We start from the raw sequence: 17,887 nt of genomic DNA on the forward strand, positions 1-17,887 counted from the left end.
CCGCAGTGCAAACGAGGAGTTTCAATGATGCACTTCCCCACCCGCCGCGCCGTTCTCGGAGCGGCGTCGGCCATCACCCTGCTGGCCATGACCGCATGCGGCAACGTTGCCGGCGGCAGCAGCGATTCATCGAAGTACCCCAACGGCCCGGTCACCCTCACCGTGGGCCAGGCACCCGGCGGCAGCACCGACCTCATTGCGCGCGCCGTCTCCGAAGGTGCTGCCAAAACCCTCGGCGCCCCGATTCCCGTCGTGAACAAGCCCGGTGCCAACGGCGCACTGGCCAGCAAGGAAGTGGCGGGCAAACCGGCCGACGGCCAGAACCTGCTGCTGCTCACCGCCTCCCTGATCACCATCACGCCGCTGGCCGTGACCCAGGACGAAGCAGTGAACATCGATGACTTCGACATCATCACCGGCCTGTCCCAGGACGACTATGTGCTGGTGGCCAGCGAAAAGTCCGGCTTCAAGTCCATCAAGGACGTGACCTCGGCCGGCCGCAACGTCACCTACGGCACCACCGGCGTCGGCACCGGCAGCCAGCTCGCCCAGACCGTGCTCTTCAAGCAGGCCAACGTCAAGGGCACCGACGTTCCCTTCGACAGCGGCAAGCCCGCGCTGACCGCCGTCCTGGGCAACCAGGTGGAACTGGCCACCATCCAGCTCGGCGAGGCCATGCCGCAGATCCAGGCCGGCAAGGTATCCCCGCTGCTGGTCTTCTCTGAGGAGCGCAACTCCTTCCTGCCGGACACGCCCACCGCCAAGGAATCGGGCTACGACGTTCCGGTCGCCCAGTACCGTGCCGTCGCCGCCCCGAAGGGGACTCCCAAGGAGGTCAAGGACAAGCTCCTCGCCGCCATCCAGGACACCCTGAAGTCGGACTCATACAAGGAGTTCAACAAGAAGAACATGCTGACTCCGAAGGAAATCTCCGGTGCGGAAGTAGTCACCCAGTGGAAGGACTACGCAGCCAAGTACAAGGCCCTGGTGGAGAAGTACAGCATCAGCCTCGCCGGGAACAAGTGATTCCAATGCAGGCAGCATCACCGGTATCCGGCGGAGGGAACAGCTCCAACGCAGTTTCCTCCGCCGGGAACGGCACCAATGACCTTCCCGTCGGCGAGCCCGACGATCTGACCCCGGAACAGCTGGCGGCCCAGTGGGAGGAAGAAAAGCCCCCGGCCGCCGGTGCGCTGGCCAACGTGGGATCCTCCCTGGTGGTCATCGGCGTCGGCGTCGGGGCCGTGGTCCTGTCCGTGGCCATGGGCCTGGGCACACCGGCAGCCCCGCAGCCTGGCCTGTGGCCGTTCATGATCAGCTGCGTCATGGTGGTCCTCGGACTGTTCCAGCTGATCATGGGCAGGCACAACCGGGACGCGGAGAAGTTCACCCGCATGTCCGTGGCGCCGCTGACCGGGCTGGTCACCCTGGCCGCCATGGTGGCCCTCATGCCGGTCGCCGGCTTCGAACTGCCGGCCCTGGTGCTGTGCATCATCTGGATGCGCTTCCTCGGCGGCGAAACCTGGCGTTCCACGCTGCTGGTGAGCGCCGTCGTCGTGGCAGCCTTCTACGGCATCTTCGTGACGGCGCTCAACACTTCCATCCCCCACCTCTTCTAGGAGACCACCGTGGATTTCCTGAATCCCGTGATCAACGGATTTGCAGTCGTCCTGGAGCCAATGAACCTCCTGTACTGCCTGATCGGCGTCGTTATCGGCATGCTGATCGGCGTATTGCCCGGCCTGGGGCCCGCGGCGACCATCGCCATCCTGCTGCCGCTGACCTACAACGTTGAGCCCGTCACCGCCATCATCATGCTGGCCGGCATTTTCTACGGCGCCCAGTACGGCGGCACCATCACCTCGGTGCTGCTGCGGCTGCCTGGCGAGGCGTCCTCGGTGGTGACGGTCTTCGACGGCTACCAGATGGCCAAGCAGGGACGGGCCGGCACGGCCCTCGGCCTGGCATCCATCGGCTCGTTCATCGGCGGCACCGCGTCCATCGTCGGCCTGACGTTCCTGGCCCCGATCGTGGCGAGCTTCGCGCTGGACTTCGGTCCCGCCGAATACACCGCGCTGGCGCTGCTGGGCATCCTGCTGGTGGCCACCATCAGCAGCGGTTCCAAGACCAAGGCACTCATCGCCGCCGCGATCGGACTGTTGCTGGCCACCGTTGGCCGGGACATCTTCACCGGTGAAAACCGGTTCACCTTCGGCAGCCTGGAGCTGGCGGACGGCATCGACTTCGTGCCGATCGCCATGGGTATCTTCGGCCTCGGCGAGATCATGTACAACCTCGAGGAGCGCCACCGCGCCGCAAAGGCCCCCTCCGCCGTCGCAAATGTCTGGCCCTCCCGGGGCGACCTCAAGCAGGCGTCCGGCGCGATCGGACGCGGTTCGGTCCTCGGCTTCTTCCTGGGCATCCTGCCCGGCGGCGGTGCCACGATCGCCTCGATGGCCTCGTACGCCATGGAGAAGAAGCGGGCCAAACAGCCGGAGCGCTTCGGCAAGGGTGCGCCGGAGGGCGTGGCCGGGCCGGAAACCGCCAACAACGCCGCGGCGACGTCGTCGTTCATTCCGCTGCTGACCCTCGGCATCCCGGCCAACGCCACCATGGCGCTGATGTTCGGCGCACTGCTGATTCAGGGCGTCACCCCCGGCCCGCAGCTCGTGGAGCAGGACCCGGGACTGTTCTGGGGCGTGGTGAACTCCATGTACATCGGCAACATCCTGCTGCTGATCATGAGCCTGCCGCTGGTGGGGATCTTCGTGAAGATCCTCCGCGTCCGCGCCGCGATCCTGGCGCCCATCACGGCGCTGATCACCCTGCTCGGCGCGTACACGATCAACAACAGCATGTTCGACGTAACGCTCGTGGTGGTCTTCGGGATCGTGGGCTACCTGATGAAGAAGTTCGGTTTCGAACCGGGGCCGCTGGTGCTGGCCTTCGTGTTGGGTTCCCTGCTGGAAAGCTCCCTGCGCCGCGCGCTGCTGGTGTTTGGCGGCGACCCAATGGGCTTCTTCAGCCGGCCCATTTCCGCCACGCTCCTCATCGTGTTCGTCGCCGTGGCCGTGCTTCCGGGCATCCGCTCAGCGCTGGCCAAGCGCAAGGCCCCCGTCCCCGCGGGAACCGCCGCCACTGAAATCAAGGAGAAGGTATGAGCATCATCGTTGGATTCGTCCCCACCCCGGCGGGGGAGGCCGCCCTGGCGGCCGGCATTGCGGAGGCCCGCCTCCGCAACAAGGATCTGGTGATCGTCAACTCCGCCCGTGAAGGCGCCCTGGTGGACAAGTCCGTGGCGCCGGACGATGTCCTGGCCAAGGCCGCCCAGCAGGCGGCGGACGCAGGCGTGACGGCCCGGGTGATCCAGCCGCCTTACCAGCATGATCTGGCGGATGAGTTCCTCGACGTCGCCCGGGATGAAAACGCCTCCCTGATCGTCATCGGGCTGCGGCACCGCACGCAGGTGGGCAAGTTCATCCTTGGCAGCCACGCGCAGCGCATCCTCATGCAGGCTGACCGTCCCGTTTTGGCCGTGAAGGCCGACGGCGGCCAGTTTTAGTTCCAGAACCACCGCTTGGTAAGAGGCGGGCCGGCACCCGAACAGGATTCCGGCCCGCCTTAGCCATACTCTTCTAAAGGTAAAGACCCATGTCCACTTTGATGGCACCCACGCCGAGCGCAGCCACGCCGATCGCAGCGCCCCGCCAGTACCGCCTGCGCAAGCCGCCTATCGCCGCCGGCGGGCAGGCCCGCCCCATCCCCCTCGAGCCGGTCCCCAACTGGTGCAAGCTTTCGCGTTCGGACGAGGTTACTGTGTGCCGCGACCGGCGGGTCATGGCCAGCGGGCGCGTTGACATGGTGGCGCTGGATGGCAGCGTTTTCTGGATCATCCAGGAAGACGGCAAGGGCCGGGCGATGATCCACCAGAAGGACGGGCTGACGGTTTTCCGGAAGGCCGCCGCGGACAGGGCCCGCCGCTAGGGCACCGTTTCCACCCGCTATGGTGACGGATCCGGCGTCGGGCGTTTGTTGCTGGCGGGTCGGGATCACTCCGCCGTGACGTCGGACTCATAACCTGCCGAAACGGAATAACAGCGGCCAAACGGACCTTGTTCTATATGGGCGCCGACCACCGGCTGCCTCTTGAGAGGACATCTTTGCCTACTGCTTTCATCCCATTCACCATGTGCGCCACGGTCCGCGACGACCACCGGCGCTCCTTCCGCACCGACCTGGAGCGCCTCACGTCCACCCACCGTGGGTGGGCGCCGCTGGACATGGTTAAGTCCACCAACACCAAGGCTCTGCTCCGTGGAGCGATCCCGCAAGGCGTTCACACCGCAAGCGACGCGAGCCTTGCCCGTTACCTCCAGGAACGCCTGGCCGCCGGCACCGACATCCACCTGGATCTCACCGTCAGCATCGAGCGGTAACAGGACCCTGCGCAGCCCCGGATCTTTCAGGTCCGGGGCTTTTCCGTGCTGCGGCACAGTTCGGTGTAGTGGTAGCCGCCGGGGGTGGTTCGGGCCCGCCTGTGATCGGCTCATCGTTGGATGCGGTGTCTGTGTCAGGTTGCGATCTAAGAGTTCCCGAAGCCCTTGTCAGAAAAGAGGAATCCGGACCCTATTCTGACGCCATTCGGCTTCGTGCCTGACGTCAGGTTGGGCTGTAGTTCAGCAAGGCGGCGCCCACCCCCTGCCGCAGCGTGTCGAAATTAAGGTCCGACACTTCGGCGGCGGGTTGCTGCCCCTCGAAGGACTGTCGATGCCAACAACGGCTACTGACCCCCAAAGAATTTTCTCTGTTCAGGGCGTCGGCGGGCACGTGGAACCGGCGGCGGGATGTTGCGGAGGAACGACTCCTCCCGCCGCCGGTGGTCAAAGTGCCACGGTCCACTACCTTTCGCGTCTGGCGTACGAGGGGCGACAGTAACCGACGCGGGTTGCAGTGGCAGCGGTTAGGCGTAGCTTGCTGCCGTCTCGTCTTCGTCAGCAGCGGTAACTGTGCCGTCGATGCGGCGGTTCAGGTGCCAGGGGTTGGTGTCCTGGAGGGCTGCCGGGAGGAGTTCCTGGGGGAGGTTCTGGTAGGCGACGGGGCGGAGGAAGCGGTTGATGGCAAGGGTGCCGACGGAGGTGGTGCGGGTGTCGGAGGTGGCGGGGAAGGGGCCGCCGTGGACCATGGCGTGGCCGACTTCGACGCCGGTGGGCCAGCCGTTCACAATGATGCGTCCGACTTTCTGTTCGAGTGCGGGGATCAGTTGTGCCGCCGTCGGGTAGTCCTCTTCGGTGAGCTGCAGGGAAGCGGTGAGCTGCCCTTCGATCCGGTGGGTGGCCTCGATCAGTTCCTCGGCGGAGGAGTAGCGGATCACCAGGGACGCGGCGCCGAAGATCTCCGCGTGCAGAACTTCGTTGGTGATGAAGTCGCGGATGCCGGTGCCGTAGATCGCCGGTGCCGGGGCGTTTTGGGTGGGGCCGGGGGTTCCGGTGCCGACGACGGTGACGTTCTCGGCGGCGCCGAGCGCCTCCGTGCCCGCGTTCCAGGAGCCGGCGATGCCTGCGGTGAGCATGGTCTGTCCGGCGCAGGCGGCGACGGCGCGGCCGACGGCGGCGGCGAGTTTGTCGCCCGCCTCACCGGCGGGGGCGAACAGCAGGCCGGGGGAGGTGCAGAGCTGGCCTGAGCTGCCGGTCACGGCGGTGACGTACTGCTGCGCCAGCGCGTCGATGTCCCCCTTGAGGGCGCCGGGGAAGACGAAGACCGGGTTGAGCGAGGACATTTCCGCGTAGACCGGGATGGGTTCGGGGCGTGCGGCGGCGGTGCGCATCAGGGCGACACCGGCGGACTGGGAACCGGTGAAGCCGACGGCCTTGATGGCCGGGTCGGCGACGAGGGCCTGGCCGATGCTGGCGCCGGGGCCGTAGATGAGGGAGAAGACGCCCGGGTGCAGGCCGGCGTCGGTGACGGCTTTGGTGATGGCCTGGCCGACGAGTTCGCTGGTTCCGGGGTGGGCGTTGTGGGCTTTGAAGACGACGGGGCAGCCGGCGGCGAGGGCTGAGGCGGTGTCTCCTCCCGCCGTCGAGAAGGCCAGCGGGAAGTTGCTGGCGCCGAAGACGGCGACGGGGCCGAGGGGGATCTGGCGCTGGCGGATGTCGGCGCGCGGCAGTGGGGTGCGGTCCGGGAGGGCCGGGTCGATGCGGACGCCGCGGAAGTCGCCCTGGCGGACCACGTTGGCGAAGAGGCGGAGCTGGCCGGTGGTGCGGGCGCGTTCGCCGGTCAGCCGGGCCGCGGGCAGGCCGGTTTCCTGGCCGGCGCGGACGATCAGTTCGTCGCCGATGGCTTCGATGTTGTCCGCGATCGCGTCCAGGAACGCGGCGTGGGTTTCGGGGTCAAGGGTGCTGAAGGACGCGAAGGCCTCGGCGGCCGCGGACGTGGCCGCCTTGAGCTGCTCCGCGGTGAGCAGGGTGTAGGCGGGTTCGAGCTGTTCGTTGCTGGCCGGGTTGAAGGCGAAGGTGGTCTTGCCTTCGCCGGCAACGGTCTGTCCGGCGATCAGGCAATGTCCGGTGAGGGTCACGATGGTTCTCCTGTTCTTTTTAGTAAGGAGTCGACGCGGCGAAATTCCGCCTTCGCCGACAGACCTGACGATTCTGGGTGGTTATACGGGCTAGATGGACGTGTCATCGAAAGTGCCTTCTGCCCATCGGCCAAGCCGGCAACGATAGGGGCCTGAAAGCCGTTGAAGGTGGAGAACACCCAAAGGGGAATGCGGGCTGGGCTGCAGGTGCGGTCCGCCCCCGCGCTCGGCTGGCTCGTCGCAGCCGGGCGCGAGCATGTTTTTAGGCCGGAAGCGCGATGGCACCAGGATGCGGGCGATTGACCGGCGGTGCCATGTGGTAGCCGTTGGCCTCGTAGTCATAACCCTCGAGCGTGTTTGCACCGCGGCTGTCCGGAGCCGAGGAGTAGAAGGCGCGGATCTCGGTGATTTTGCCGGTTTCCGGATCGATTTTGTACCACTCAGATCCCCGGACGTAGCCGTTGCGGGCGGGTTTCCAGTGAGTGAATTCGATGGCGGCCTGGAACGTTTCCGGCTCACCGATGAGCCGCTCGATGGACCAGGCGGAGTCGATGGTCATGGTGAGTCGGCGCCAGTTCTCGGCGATGGTCCGGCTGCCGATCCAGGGGCCGTCGAGGCCGGGGGGGAAATAGTGAACGGCGTCGTCGGTAAACTGGGCGATCATCTTCTCAACGTCGGCTTCGTTGCAGCCGTCGAAATACGTCCGGATGGTTGTCTCTATCCGGCGTCGCTGTTCCTCGCGCGGGAGTTCCGCAAAGCGTGTCATGCCTGCACCCTTTCGGTGTCTTGTTCGATGAAGTGTTTGCTACTTACCCCGTTGAAGAGGCCCTCGCTTGCTACTGGGCTGCCGCGAGGGCGTCGGAGTGGGGCCGGGGCACGGGAGGTGCCATGTGGTAGTTGTTAGCCTCGTAGTCGTAGCCTTGCATCGTGAGTGCGTCGCGTCCGTCCGGGGCCGAGGCGTAGGCGGCGCGGATCTCGGTAATCTTCCCGCTCTCGGGATCGAACTTGTACCACTCGTCGCCGCGCAAGTAGCCGCCTTTGACGGTCTTCCAGTGGGTCCATTCGATGATGGCCTGCAGGGACTCGGGCTCGGCAATCAGCCTTTCGATGGACCAGGCGGAGCCGATGGTCATGACGAGCCTGCGCCAGTTTTCGGCGATGGTCCGGTTTCCGGTCCAGGGGCCTTCGAGCCCGGGGGGAAAGTAGTGGACGGCGTCGTCCGTGAACTGGGAGGCCATCTTGTCTATGTCTGCTTCGTTGCAGCCATCGAAGTACGTGCGGATGGTTTCCTCCATCCGGCGGCGCTTTTCGTGCCTGGGAAGGTCGGCGAAGCGGGTCATGCGTTCACCCTTTCGGTCTCGTTATTGTGGTTTTGTTCCCGTTGCCAGGCCCGGTAGTCGTTCAGGGTGTGCTCGTCCGGCGGGTACACGCCCCACAGGGACTCACCGGCGCGGACGCGGTTGTGGAGGTACTGCTCCAGAGCCTCCTGCTCGGCGGCGGGTGCTGCCAGCTCCGCCGCGAGGGCGCGGGGAACGACGATGATCCCGTCCCGGTCGCCCACGAGGATATCTCCGGGGTAGACCGCGACGCCGGCGCATCCGATCGGGACCTGCAGTTCGGCAACGTGGAACGAGGCCGGCCGGGTCGTGGCGGTGATGCACTTGGCATAGGCCGGAAAACCGAGTTCGGCAATCGCGTGCCCGTCGCGGAACGCTCCGTCGGTGACGAACCCCGCTGCGCCGCGCTTCATGGCACGGGTGATGAGCATGTCCCCTGCCGAAGCGGCGCTGGTGTCGCCACGGCTGTCGACCACGATGACTTGCCGGCGGCCGACCTGCTCAACGGCTTCCCACTGGAGGACGTTGCCTGTGCGGTACGGGTCATCGAGCGGGTCGATGTCTTCACGCGCCGGAATGAAACGCATCGTGTAGGCCTCGCCCACGAAGCCCTCGAACTTGTCACCCACAGGACTCAGGCCAACGAGGAACGGCTGCCGGATCCCCTTCTTGTAGAGCTGCGTTGCAAGGGTCGAGGTGCTCGAGCGACCCAGGAGCTCGAATACTTCATCCCCCAGGGGCGCCTGCTGGCTGATTTCTGACATGAGTTGCTCGCTTTCGCTATGTCCCGTTTATCGGGACTATATCCCGCTTATTGAAAGTATGGCATCTTTTCAGTCACCGTGCCAGACCAGGCGGGTGTGAAGTGTCCAAGTAGCGCGGATTGCACTGGGGAATCATGGCAGCGGGACTTTTAAAAGCAGGAGCCGCGTGCGGGTTCCTGAGAAACCTGCACGCGGCTCACGCTGCGCCCTCGCCAGAGCGTGTAACGACCCGTTAGCTGCTCATCCGGCGTTGGCCTGCAGGGCGGCATGACGGGGCTCATATCCCAGACGCCGGGAAATGGCGGCCGCAGTGGCTGATGCCAGGGGGCCGATGGTTGCCGTTTGGACCTGCATCCGGTCAGCTGGTCCTGCCACGCTGATTGCGGCGACGACCTGACCGGTGTGGTCAAAAATCGGGGCACCGCAGCACGTGCTCGAAAGGTCAAATTCCTGGTGCTCCTCGGTCCATCCGCGGTCCAGGGAACGGTTCAGATCCTCTTCCAGGTCGGTCCTTGACGTGATCGTGTGAGGCGTGAAGGAGCGGAACTGGAGTTGGCGCAGAAGGGCGGACCGCTCCCGTTCCGCCATGCCGGAAAGGTAGGCCTTGCCGATGGACGTGGCATGGAGCGGCCGGCGGGCGCCCAGTTCCGCACTAACCCTGACCGATTGGGGTCCGAGCTCGCGGTACACGAATACGATTTCGTGGCCGCTGAGCACGCCAAGGCTGACGCTCTCGCGCGTTTGCTGGGCCAGGGCGCGCAATAGGTCTGGCGCGACATCCATCACCTCGACCGATTGCACGGCTGCCATCGCGAGCCGGGCGATGGAGGGACCCAGCCTCCACTGTCCTGCCGGAGTTTGGACAATGTACTGGTCCTCCTGCAGACGCTCGACCAGTCGGTACATGGCACTGCGGCTCATGCCCATCGCCTTGATGAGGTCCGCAGTCGATGATTCTCCGGTTTGCGCCAGATGGTTAAATAACTCCAGTCCGCGGTCCAACGACCCCTTGCCCACCGTGGTGGCTGCCATGCGCGCTCCTCTTCCGTCATCCCGGCGTATGCCGATAATGCGATCATAGTCCCGATCATCGGGACTCGTAAAGCCAGCTGCCAACCGGCCGCGGGCAGTCCAGGGGGCGCTGTGGTGCGCGAGCCCGTCTGACTGCAGGAAAGAGAGCTCGCGCTGAGTCACCCGAATCCGGGATGCGAGCCGGGTGCGGCCGCCGAGCATCTGTTATGTCTCAAGGCGCGGCGACGACCTGGTTGTGGAGCGTTCCGACGTCCGAGACTTCAACTCGCATGTCGCTGCCTGGCCGGACAAAGCGGGGGGGATCCATGAAACCGCCGCATCCCGAGGGGGTTCCGGTCAGGATGATGTCCCCTGGCTGCAGGGTGAAGTATCTGCTGAGGTACTCGATCAGCGTCGGGATGCGGAAGAGCATGTCAGAGGTGTTGCCGTCCTGCACCAGTTCGCCATCCACCCAAGTACGGATGCGGATGTCGTGGGGATCTGGAATTTCGTCACGCGTGACGGCCACGGGGCCCAAGGGACAGAAGGTGTCCAGTCCCTTGCCGCGCACCCATTGTGGGTCTGCGCGCTGAACGTCGCGCGCCGAGACGTCATTGGCTGCCGTGTATCCCCAGACGTAGTCCATGGCGTCCTCGGCCGGGACCCTGAACGCCGGCCGGCCGATAATGACTGCGAGCTCTCCCTCCCAGTCGACTTCGCGGCTGACTTCCGGATCGGCGACCACGGGTGCGTCGGGACCGGTGACACTATTGGCGAGCTTGGGGAACAGGTAGGGTTCCGTCGGCAAGGGAAAACCCATCTCCTCGATGGTCTGCCGGTAGTTCAGTCCGATACCGAAGATCGTGCCTCCTGCGTAAGGTGCCAGGAATCGTGGCTTCTTGACGGCCGCGGCTTCTTTCTTCGCTGTGACCTGCCGCCCGGCGAAAACCTGCGCCAGATCCCCGTCGAGCTCGGCCCAGCCTCCGTCTGCTTCCACGGCCGCATATCGCCGGCCCTCGTGTTCAATATGCGCGTACCTCATGGCATTTCCTTCCCGTTGTCCCGGCCCTTGGCATATTGCCCGTATCAACGCGCCCGAGGCGCTTCTGTCCGAACGTCGATTCAGCTGCTGCCCGTATCGACAACGGAAAGGTGCTGGTGCGGTTGCGCCGCTCCAGCACCTTCCCCTTCGCCTTTAGTGCTATGCAGATGCAGCGACCTTGGCGTTGTGGCGATCGTGGAGGTCCTGTTCGATCTGCTCGAGGCTGCGGCCCTTGGTTTCCCGGACGAACTTGAGGGAGAACAGGAATCCGAGGATGTTGCATACGACGAAGAGTTGCATCGTTCCCGCCAGGCCAAGGGCCTCTCGCAGCAGAGGGAATCCGAGGGTGATGGCGAGGGTGGCGAACCAGGTAACCATGCTTGCCATGCCCATCGCAGCACCACGGACGCGGAGGGGGAAGATCTCGCCGAGTACGACCCAGTTCACCGGCCCCCAGGTGAGGGAGTAGCTGACGAACATGACCGACATGGCCACGAGCATCGATAGGGGGTTGATCTGGTCGCCCTTGCTTGCCTCGAAGGCCATCCAGGCCATGCACACAGCCATGCAGGCGCTTCCGCCGACCAGCAGTTTCTTGCGGCCTACGCGGTCAATGAACTGGAGGCCGATGACCACGGAGATCACCTTGATGGTGCCCAGAATGATGGTGAAGAGCAGCGCGTTTTCGTGCGGCAGTTTCAGGCTGTCGAAGATTGTGGGCGCATAGTACGTGACCATGTTGACGCCTGTTGCCTGGCAGAGGATGGGGACGCCAATGCCGACGATGACGGCGGGGCGAACCCACTTCGCCAGTAGCTCCCAGCGTGAACTCTGAGCCTCTACCCGCGTGATGGCTTCGATGTCGGCAGCTGCTTCCTCAGCGGACCGGGTGGCGTACAGCAGGCGGGCCGCCTCGTCGCGGCGTCCTTTGGTCATCAGCCAGCGGGGGCTCTCGGGCAGGAACGGAAGCCCTGCCACGAGGAGTACTGCCGGCAGCGCACCGCTGGCGAGCATCAGGCGCCAGTCGCCTGAGCCTGCCAGGAGGAAGTTGACACCGTAGCCCAGCAGCAGGCCGGTGACAATCATCAGCTGGTTCAGCCCTGCCAGGCGGCCGCGTGCCTTAGCGGGGGCCATTTCGGACAGGTAGACCGGAACGAGCGCCGAGGAACCGCCCACGCCGAGCCCCAGGAAAATGCGTCCGGCAATCAGCAGCCCGTCGTTGGGTACTACGGAACAGGCCAGGGAACCCACGATGAAGATGATGCCCAGAATAAGAATGACTCGGCGCCGGCCGATGCGGTCGGACAGGCGGCCGGCAGTGACGGCCCCGATGATGGCACCAATCGAGATGCCGCCCACGATCATGCCGGTGCTCAGGGCGCTCCCGGAAAATCCGGGAGTGGCATGGATATACGAAAGGGCTCCGGCGATGATGCCGGTTTCGTAACCGAAGAGAATGCCGCCCAAGGCGCCGAAGAAATAGATCAAACCAGGCTTGGGGACCGGACCGAGGCTGCGGTCCGTTCCGAGCTTGTGGGCTGAGATTGTCATAAGAACCTTCCTAAAAGACGTGAACACCACTGTTCATATCCGATTTGAATCCTCACCGTCCCGATAAATGGGACAATCCAATGGTGAATGGGATTCTCTGATTCAAAGGTAGCGCACTGTTACTCGGATCACAACCCAAAGTTCCAGATAAGCGGAACTCGTCCCGATTATCGGGATGAGAAGGCCTTGGTATTCGGGGCGTGGATTGGTTTCGATCGAGATGCGTGCGCAATCCGTAGGGAACCAGTCCAAAGCGCGACCCCCTTTTGATGCCCGGGCCTATCCGGGACAGCGCGCCGCGGCTTTGGTTCGTGCCGCCCGCCCAGCCAGTCGACCGCTGATACGCAGAGAGTACGCGTTCCATCGGCACCGGCGGCCCAAGCGGCAATTCTCAGGATTGCAAATTTTTCCCGTTCGCTGGGATAACATTGCGTTGATCGGGACAGGCGGTGTACCTTTCATGGATAATTAGAGCCCGGTCACCCCTCATGAGCATCATCAGCTTGGGGTCACACAGACAAGGACGTCATGCATGAACAGCAATGAACAGCGGGGCCCGCTGGCCTCACAGGGCCGGCTGGAGGGCAGGGTCGCTCTGGTTACCGGAGCGGCACACAACATCGGCGCAGCCATCGCGCTGCGCTTGGCGGAAGAGGGCGCAGCCGTTGCTGTGGCCGATATTGACTCGGCCGGGGCAAAGGAACTGTGCAAGCGGATCATCGAGGCGGGTGGTAGGGCCCACCCTGCTGCAGGTGACCTGACGGACATCCAGGATGTGGACCGGCTCTTCGCGGAGATCGAGTCTGCACTCGGACCTGTCGACGTGCTCGTCAACAACGCCTACACCCGGATCAGCGAATCCTGTTTCCAGCCGTTTCTCGGCGTCGAGCCCACCCAGTGGCAGCGATTCATTTCGGCGAACACGACCATGTTCTTCGCGTGCTCACAGCGCATGGCGCGTCGGCTGGCTTCGGAGGGTCTTCCCGGAAGCATCGTGAACATCAGCTCCCATGGCGCCGCCCGGGCACACCGCGAACAAATCCCGTACGACGCCGTCAAGGGGGCCATGGAGTCCTTTACTCGCGCCATTGCCGTGGACCTTGCGCCCTGGGGCATCCGTGCCAACGCGATCCGGCCCGGCTCCATCAACGTCCAGGGCGGGCGCATGGACTGGGACTCCGGAAACCTGCAGCACGCACAAATCCCGCTCGGCCGCCAGGGAACCCCGCTCGACGTCGCCCAGGCCGTCGTTTTCCTCAGTTCCAGCGAGTCCGACTACATCACCGGCCAGGTCTTCAATATCGACGGCGGAATGGCGGCACAGGCACGGGCACCCCAGGTGGAACCCCACCCCCCGGCCAACCCAGGGTCCTACACGGACTTCCCTGTCTCCCTGCACAGTCTGTAGCAGGCAGGAGCGTTAATGAAGACCGAGGAGTGCGTCGGGCCGACCGTTCAGGGTGTGCCCCGATGCCTACCCTGATGCACAGGCAGATCGAGCTGTCACGGGACGGCATCAAACTGACAGCCGCCCTTCGCGGAGCCGAACTTCAATCCCTGACCGGGCCGGACGGGCACGAATACCTTTGGCAGGCCGGACCTGCCTGGCCCAGGCACGCCCCGGTACTATTCCCGGCAATCTGCCGGCACCCGGACGATCTGATCAGGGTGAACGGCCAGGAATATCCTCTGGGCCATCACGGCTTCGCACGGGATCTCGCCTTCGAAGTCACGGACCAGGGACGTGACCACGTCACGTTCGCCTTGGAGGATTCGCCCGCTACACGGGGACAGTACCCGTTCCGTTTTCGGCTGGAGGTCGACTACCACCTGACGGATAAAGGTGTGCTTATTAGCTTCCGGGTGCATAACCGCGGGAAGGAGACCGCGCCCTTCGGCATCGGCTCACACCCGGCCTTCAACTGGCCCCTGGAGCCCCAAACCGCTGCCGACGAGCACACGCTCATTTTCGACCAGCCGGAGCCCCACCCCACCCGCAGAACCCGGGACAATCTCCTGCTGCCCGAATCCTTCGCAGATGCATCCCTTGCCGCCGGGGCAATCCAGCTCGCACCCGGCAGGTTCGCCGATGGCGCCATCATTCTTGAGACGGTCCGCAGTTCCTCGGTGCAATATCGGTCCCCCAGCGGACGCGCCATCCACCTGAGCTGGACCGGCTTCCGACAGCTGGCGCTGTGGTCGCCCAACGAAGGCGGTTTCCTCTGCATCGAACCATGGCGCGGCCTGCCGGCTCCCGGTGATTGGAGGGGCGATGAAGGGAACCGGGCAGACCTGGAGCATCTGCTCCCTGATGAAACCCGAACCTACGCCTACAGGATGGAGATCGAGACACCATGCTGAACGGCCTCATTGAAAATCAGCGCCGCCAGGAACACGCTGGGGATGCGAAATCCGGCGCCCGGGTCAGGCCCAAGTTGGTCGAGGTGGCCGACCTCCTGGCATGTGAGCCCCACTGCCACTTTTGCTGCGGTCCGGAAACCGACTAACGCTCGCCGAAGCGTTCTGGACGTGGCGAGCAGTCTTACGGGGGGTCTGATCCCATGGATCGCGTCCCCCGACGCCATGACCAGAACGGCCATGAACGCTGGGGTGCTGGCTGAGTTGCGGCGGTGGTTGCCTACAGGTAGGCCTGGGCGTACGGCCCTCGCGGACGGCCTGACGACGGACGCGCAGGAGCCCGGCGAAGCGGAACGCAGTACCCTGCACGATGCCATTACCGTACAATGGCAACGCCGTCGACCGGGATAAGCGCAGGAGACTGTGGACCCAAAGAACCGCTCCATGCAAAGGGCCGGCGTCTGTGAGCCACGATCGCACGGGCAAGTGGATACGCCTGTGTGGCGTGGCCGACCGCCGCTTGCATGAAGCCCTAAGCCGAGTCGGGAGTGCCGTTTTGACCTTCTGGCACCGCTTCCAGTTCGCCAGGTGTCTCCCAAAGCGAACCTCTGAGCGGGGCTGGCGTTCTCACGGGACGGTTGCCCCCGCGCGGATGAGGTGATCGCTGATCGTTGTGAGCTCGCTCCTCATGCTGGCGATTTCCCGTGCGTGAGCGGCCAGTCGGCGGTCTTCGGCGGTGCGTTCGTGGATGGATTGCAAGCCTGTGGGGCCACCGTCTGCTGTAAAGATCATCATGCAGCGGGTCGTGAGGGATAGCTGTTCCGGGTGCTGCGGAGGTGCGGAACGTACCAGGACGCTGATATGGATGTCTTGCCCGGCGACCAGAATGGCTCTGGCGTCAACTTCCACGATCTGTCCGATGCGAATCGGATGGTGGAAGTGAATACCGCCGGAATACCTTGCCCGTGCTCCGTTAGGGCTGAGGAGCGCCGTGCAGGCTTCCGCGGCTTCGTCGATCCAGCGCATGACGGTTCCACCGTGGGCGTTTCCTGCCCAGTTGGCGATGTCGGAACCGGCGAGGAAGCGAAGTGGGCTCCGGGGTGTTGTTCCCTGAAGGGAGTAGTGCTCTGCCAGCATGGCCTCTTTGATCCGCATGCGCACGGGGATGCGCTCTAAGGCAAGCCGCTGTCTGGCGGAGTCATCCTCAGTGGCGGGGTGCCACGGCCTGACCCGGTGGGCTTTGCCTTGCTCGTCCACTGCGACGAAGACGAGGATGCAGTGCATGGCGCGGCTGTATTCGGCTTCTCTCAGGGATCGTGCGTGTACTGAGACCAGAACGTGGATGCTGGACTTGCCGGTGTGGATGATTCTGGCATCGACTTCAACGACGTCGCCGGGGCCTATAGTCCCGTCGTAGTGAACGTTGCCGACGTAGGCGGTGACGCAGTAACTGCCGCTCCACGCGACGGCGCAGGAGTAGCCGGCACGGTCGATCCATTCAAGGACCCGGCCTGCTTGCACCTGGCCCCCATCATGGTCCATGTCTTGGGGTGATGTGAGGAAACGTAGGGTCAACCTGTCGTTGCCGACTGCGGGTGAGCTTTCCGTCATCGTGGCAGAAATCGTTGTATCCGTTCCTTGGAAGTTCCCGGCAACCACCGGGAGCTGTCTTATGTGCGGGGCGCCTAAAGGACGGGCCCGGGATGAGCGCCGGTCTCAGGCGGTGTTCGGTAGAGCGGTGCTGGCGACGTCATCTCGGAAGCGGCAGCGCTGGAGGGTGCTATGGGACGCGAACGTGATCCACGTTTTTCCTGCGGTCTTGTCAATTAGTGGTTGGTGCCGGGCCGCTCAGCCGGGGTGTACGCCTTCAGGACCTTCCAATCAGGTTCAAAGCCGGTTCCCGGCGCATCCGGGATGCGGACATGGCCCTCGTGCGGGGTTGGCGTTCCCAGGCCCGGAAAGGCTTCGGGTTCGACATAGAGGTACTCGAGCTGGGGGTTGCCGGGAACGGCCGAGAGCAGCTGGAGTGTTGCCCAGTATCCCGGGCCGAAATAGGGCGAATGTGGCATGCAGACCACACCGCGCTCCTCGGCTTCCTGCAGGACGGCCATGAATTCGCTGATGCCGCCGATCTTGGTCACGGAGGGTTGAGGGTGCCGGACGCAATTGGCCTGCATCATCTTGCGGAACTCGTAGCGGGTGCAGGCGTTCTCGCCCGCGGAGATCGGGATGGTGGTGTCCGCGGCCAGTTGGGCCAGTGTTTCGAAGTCCTCCGGGGGATATATGGGTTCTTCGAGCCAATCAATGCCGAGGGCTTCGAACTCAGGCACCAGCTGACGTGCCTCCTCCAGGTTCCATGCACAGTTCGCGTCAACGGTCAGTTCGGTCCCGGCGCCTTCGCGTCCGGCGCGGATGATCTCCAGTGCCGTTTCGTGCATCTTCACGGATGTGTGTCCGCCCTCAACGGCGTGCCGTGCCCGGTCCCGGACGACGTCCGCCTGGCCGTAGTGCACGAGGCTGGCGTAAGCGGGGACCTCGGAGCGCTTACGCCCACTGAGCAGCGCCCCGAGGGGCACTCCTGCGGACCGTGCTTTCCTGTCCCACAGGGCGATGTCGACACCTGAGATTGCGAACATGACGATGCCGTAGCGGCCGAACAGGTGGAGTTTCTGCTGCACCTGCCGCATCAGACCCGGGACGTCGGCGGCGTCCTGTCCCACGACGAGGGGGACGACCATGGTGCGAAAGGCCTCGGCGACGGCGGAACGGCAACCATAGGCAAAGCATTCACCCCAGCCGCTGATACCGTCAGCTGTCGTGACCCGCACAATGATGCTGTCGAACTGGTTCCATCGGCCGGAACGGGCTCCGTACCCGCGGCTGCCGTCGTCAAAAGGGATGTCGAGTTCGTAGATTTCAACACCTGTAATGGTCGATGAGCCATAAGGCAGGGCTGCCGGTTCGGTCATCTCAACATGCTGGTCCAGGATCATCATTCTTTCTTCCTTCGGGGAAACAGGACTAATGGCTGCACAGGGCGTTATGCACTCCAGCCGAGACGGCACCCGCGAACCATTCATTCTGAACTGCGCCTTAGCAGCAAGATACTTCACCGTCCCGAAAAATGCTACCAGTTCCCGATTAATGGGATAGTTGAGTGAAACGGAGATGGCAGAACAGGGATGCCGCATCTCCTGGTCGCTGTCCGGCTGGAGTCCCTGCCGACAGCGTGTCGCGCGTCCGATCGTGGGAT

General features: G+C 64.3%; 17 protein-coding genes. 8 read left to right on the forward strand and 9 right to left on the reverse strand.

Annotated elements, in window-relative coordinates; genetic code table 11:
- Positions 1 to 24 precede the first annotated feature (24 nt).
- From ACFRAU_RS16265 to ACFRAU_RS16290, 6 genes are all read left to right on the forward strand, one after another.
- Positions 25 to 1,026 (forward strand): Bug family tripartite tricarboxylate transporter substrate binding protein, encoded by a 1,002-nt coding sequence (locus tag ACFRAU_RS16265; RefSeq protein WP_377994816.1) that lies wholly within the window; start codon positions 25 to 27, stop codon positions 1,024 to 1,026.
- Between the two features lie 5 nt (positions 1,027 to 1,031).
- Positions 1,032 to 1,619, forward strand: coding sequence for a tripartite tricarboxylate transporter TctB family protein (locus ACFRAU_RS16270; protein ID WP_378000689.1), 588 nt, complete (start codon positions 1,032 to 1,034; stop codon positions 1,617 to 1,619).
- 9 nt (positions 1,620 to 1,628) lie between these two features.
- Positions 1,629 to 3,161: a tripartite tricarboxylate transporter permease gene (locus ACFRAU_RS16275; RefSeq protein ID WP_378000690.1), complete on the forward strand. Its 1,533-nt coding sequence runs from the start codon at positions 1,629 to 1,631 to the stop codon at positions 3,159 to 3,161.
- Positions 3,158 to 3,562: a universal stress protein gene (locus ACFRAU_RS16280; protein ID WP_378000691.1), complete on the forward strand. Its 405-nt coding sequence runs from the start codon at positions 3,158 to 3,160 to the stop codon at positions 3,560 to 3,562. Before ACFRAU_RS16275 ends, ACFRAU_RS16280 begins: the two co-directional genes overlap by 4 nt.
- A gap of 89 nt (positions 3,563 to 3,651) precedes the next feature.
- Positions 3,652 to 3,984 (forward strand): hypothetical protein, encoded by a 333-nt coding sequence (locus tag ACFRAU_RS16285; protein WP_378000692.1) that lies wholly within the window; start codon positions 3,652 to 3,654, stop codon positions 3,982 to 3,984.
- Positions 3,985 to 4,160: 176 nt separating this feature from the next.
- Positions 4,161 to 4,436 (forward strand): hypothetical protein, encoded by a 276-nt coding sequence (locus ACFRAU_RS16290; RefSeq protein WP_378000693.1) that lies wholly within the window; start codon positions 4,161 to 4,163, stop codon positions 4,434 to 4,436.
- 524 nt (positions 4,437 to 4,960) lie between these two features.
- On the opposite strand, the gene ACFRAU_RS16295 is transcribed toward ACFRAU_RS16290, so the two are convergent.
- From ACFRAU_RS16295 to ACFRAU_RS16325, 7 genes are all read right to left on the reverse strand, one after another.
- Positions 4,961 to 6,571, reverse strand: a complete 1,611-nt coding sequence (locus ACFRAU_RS16295) for an aldehyde dehydrogenase (NADP(+)) (protein ID WP_378000694.1) — start codon at positions 6,569 to 6,571, stop codon at positions 4,961 to 4,963.
- A gap of 262 nt (positions 6,572 to 6,833) precedes the next feature.
- On the reverse strand, positions 6,834 to 7,337 hold the full coding sequence (locus ACFRAU_RS16300; protein ID WP_378000695.1) for a nuclear transport factor 2 family protein: 504 nt from the start codon (positions 7,335 to 7,337) through the stop codon (positions 6,834 to 6,836).
- A 70-nt stretch (positions 7,338 to 7,407) separates the two neighbouring features.
- Positions 7,408 to 7,911, reverse strand: coding sequence for a nuclear transport factor 2 family protein (locus ACFRAU_RS16305; protein WP_378000696.1), 504 nt, complete (start codon positions 7,909 to 7,911; stop codon positions 7,408 to 7,410).
- The gene (locus ACFRAU_RS16310; RefSeq protein ID WP_378000697.1) at positions 7,908 to 8,672 is read right to left on the reverse strand and encodes a ribonuclease activity regulator RraA; all 765 of its coding nucleotides are present in this window, start codon (positions 8,670 to 8,672) and stop codon (positions 7,908 to 7,910) included. Before ACFRAU_RS16310 ends, ACFRAU_RS16305 begins: the two co-directional genes overlap by 4 nt.
- Positions 8,673 to 8,912: 240 nt before the next feature.
- Positions 8,913 to 9,704: an IclR family transcriptional regulator gene (locus ACFRAU_RS16315; protein ID WP_378000698.1), complete on the reverse strand. Its 792-nt coding sequence runs from the start codon at positions 9,702 to 9,704 to the stop codon at positions 8,913 to 8,915.
- Between the two features lie 211 nt (positions 9,705 to 9,915).
- Complete coding sequence (locus ACFRAU_RS16320) at positions 9,916 to 10,725, reverse strand: fumarylacetoacetate hydrolase family protein (protein WP_378000699.1); 810 nt, start codon at positions 10,723 to 10,725, stop codon at positions 9,916 to 9,918.
- A 159-nt stretch (positions 10,726 to 10,884) separates the two neighbouring features.
- A complete protein-coding gene (locus tag ACFRAU_RS16325) occupies positions 10,885 to 12,276 on the reverse strand; it encodes a sugar porter family MFS transporter (RefSeq protein WP_378000700.1) in 1,392 nt (463 codons plus the stop codon).
- Positions 12,277 to 12,808: 532 nt separating this feature from the next.
- Between ACFRAU_RS16325 and ACFRAU_RS16330 the strand changes: the two genes are divergently transcribed.
- The gene (locus ACFRAU_RS16330; protein ID WP_378000701.1) at positions 12,809 to 13,684 is read left to right on the forward strand and encodes an SDR family NAD(P)-dependent oxidoreductase; all 876 of its coding nucleotides are present in this window, start codon (positions 12,809 to 12,811) and stop codon (positions 13,682 to 13,684) included.
- 62 nt (positions 13,685 to 13,746) lie between these two features.
- Complete coding sequence (locus ACFRAU_RS16335; protein WP_378000702.1) at positions 13,747 to 14,637, forward strand: aldose 1-epimerase family protein; 891 nt, start codon at positions 13,747 to 13,749, stop codon at positions 14,635 to 14,637.
- A gap of 624 nt (positions 14,638 to 15,261) precedes the next feature.
- Here ACFRAU_RS16335 and ACFRAU_RS16340 read toward each other — a convergent pair.
- Positions 15,262 to 16,245 carry an acyl-CoA thioesterase gene (locus tag ACFRAU_RS16340; RefSeq protein ID WP_378000703.1) on the reverse strand — a complete coding sequence of 328 codons (984 nt, stop codon included), beginning with the start codon at positions 16,243 to 16,245 and terminating at the stop codon, positions 15,262 to 15,264.
- 215 nt (positions 16,246 to 16,460) lie between these two features.
- Complete coding sequence (locus ACFRAU_RS16345) at positions 16,461 to 17,630, reverse strand: mandelate racemase/muconate lactonizing enzyme family protein (protein WP_378000704.1); 1,170 nt, start codon at positions 17,628 to 17,630, stop codon at positions 16,461 to 16,463.
- Positions 17,631 to 17,887 lie beyond the last annotated feature (257 nt).

The organism is Arthrobacter sp. NPDC056691 (genome assembly GCF_042791415.1).
Classification (GTDB): domain Bacteria; phylum Actinomycetota; class Actinomycetes; order Actinomycetales; family Micrococcaceae; genus Arthrobacter.

Coding starts and splice junctions, on each gene's coding strand:
- ACFRAU_RS16280 (WP_378000691.1), top strand. CDS start 3,158: ATGAGCATCATCGTTGGATTCGTCCCCACCCCGGCGGGGGAGGCCGCC.
- ACFRAU_RS16285 (WP_378000692.1), top strand. CDS start 3,652: ATGTCCACTTTGATGGCACCCACGCCGAGCGCAGCCACGCCGATCGCA.
- ACFRAU_RS16345 (WP_378000704.1), bottom strand. CDS start 17,630: ATGATGATCCTGGACCAGCATGTTGAGATGACCGAACCGGCAGCCCTG.
- ACFRAU_RS16335 (WP_378000702.1), top strand. CDS start 13,747: ATGCCTACCCTGATGCACAGGCAGATCGAGCTGTCACGGGACGGCATC.
- ACFRAU_RS16315 (WP_378000698.1), bottom strand. CDS start 9,704: ATGGCAGCCACCACGGTGGGCAAGGGGTCGTTGGACCGCGGACTGGAG.
- ACFRAU_RS16265 (WP_377994816.1), top strand. CDS start 25: ATGATGCACTTCCCCACCCGCCGCGCCGTTCTCGGAGCGGCGTCGGCC.
- ACFRAU_RS16300 (WP_378000695.1), bottom strand. CDS start 7,337: ATGACACGCTTTGCGGAACTCCCGCGCGAGGAACAGCGACGCCGGATA.
- ACFRAU_RS16330 (WP_378000701.1), top strand. CDS start 12,809: ATGAACAGCAATGAACAGCGGGGCCCGCTGGCCTCACAGGGCCGGCTG.
- ACFRAU_RS16340 (WP_378000703.1), bottom strand. CDS start 16,245: ATGACGGAAAGCTCACCCGCAGTCGGCAACGACAGGTTGACCCTACGT.
- ACFRAU_RS16310 (WP_378000697.1), bottom strand. CDS start 8,672: ATGTCAGAAATCAGCCAGCAGGCGCCCCTGGGGGATGAAGTATTCGAG.
- ACFRAU_RS16320 (WP_378000699.1), bottom strand. CDS start 10,725: ATGAGGTACGCGCATATTGAACACGAGGGCCGGCGATATGCGGCCGTG.
- ACFRAU_RS16270 (WP_378000689.1), top strand. CDS start 1,032: ATGCAGGCAGCATCACCGGTATCCGGCGGAGGGAACAGCTCCAACGCA.
- ACFRAU_RS16325 (WP_378000700.1), bottom strand. CDS start 12,276: ATGACAATCTCAGCCCACAAGCTCGGAACGGACCGCAGCCTCGGTCCG.
- ACFRAU_RS16305 (WP_378000696.1), bottom strand. CDS start 7,911: ATGACCCGCTTCGCCGACCTTCCCAGGCACGAAAAGCGCCGCCGGATG.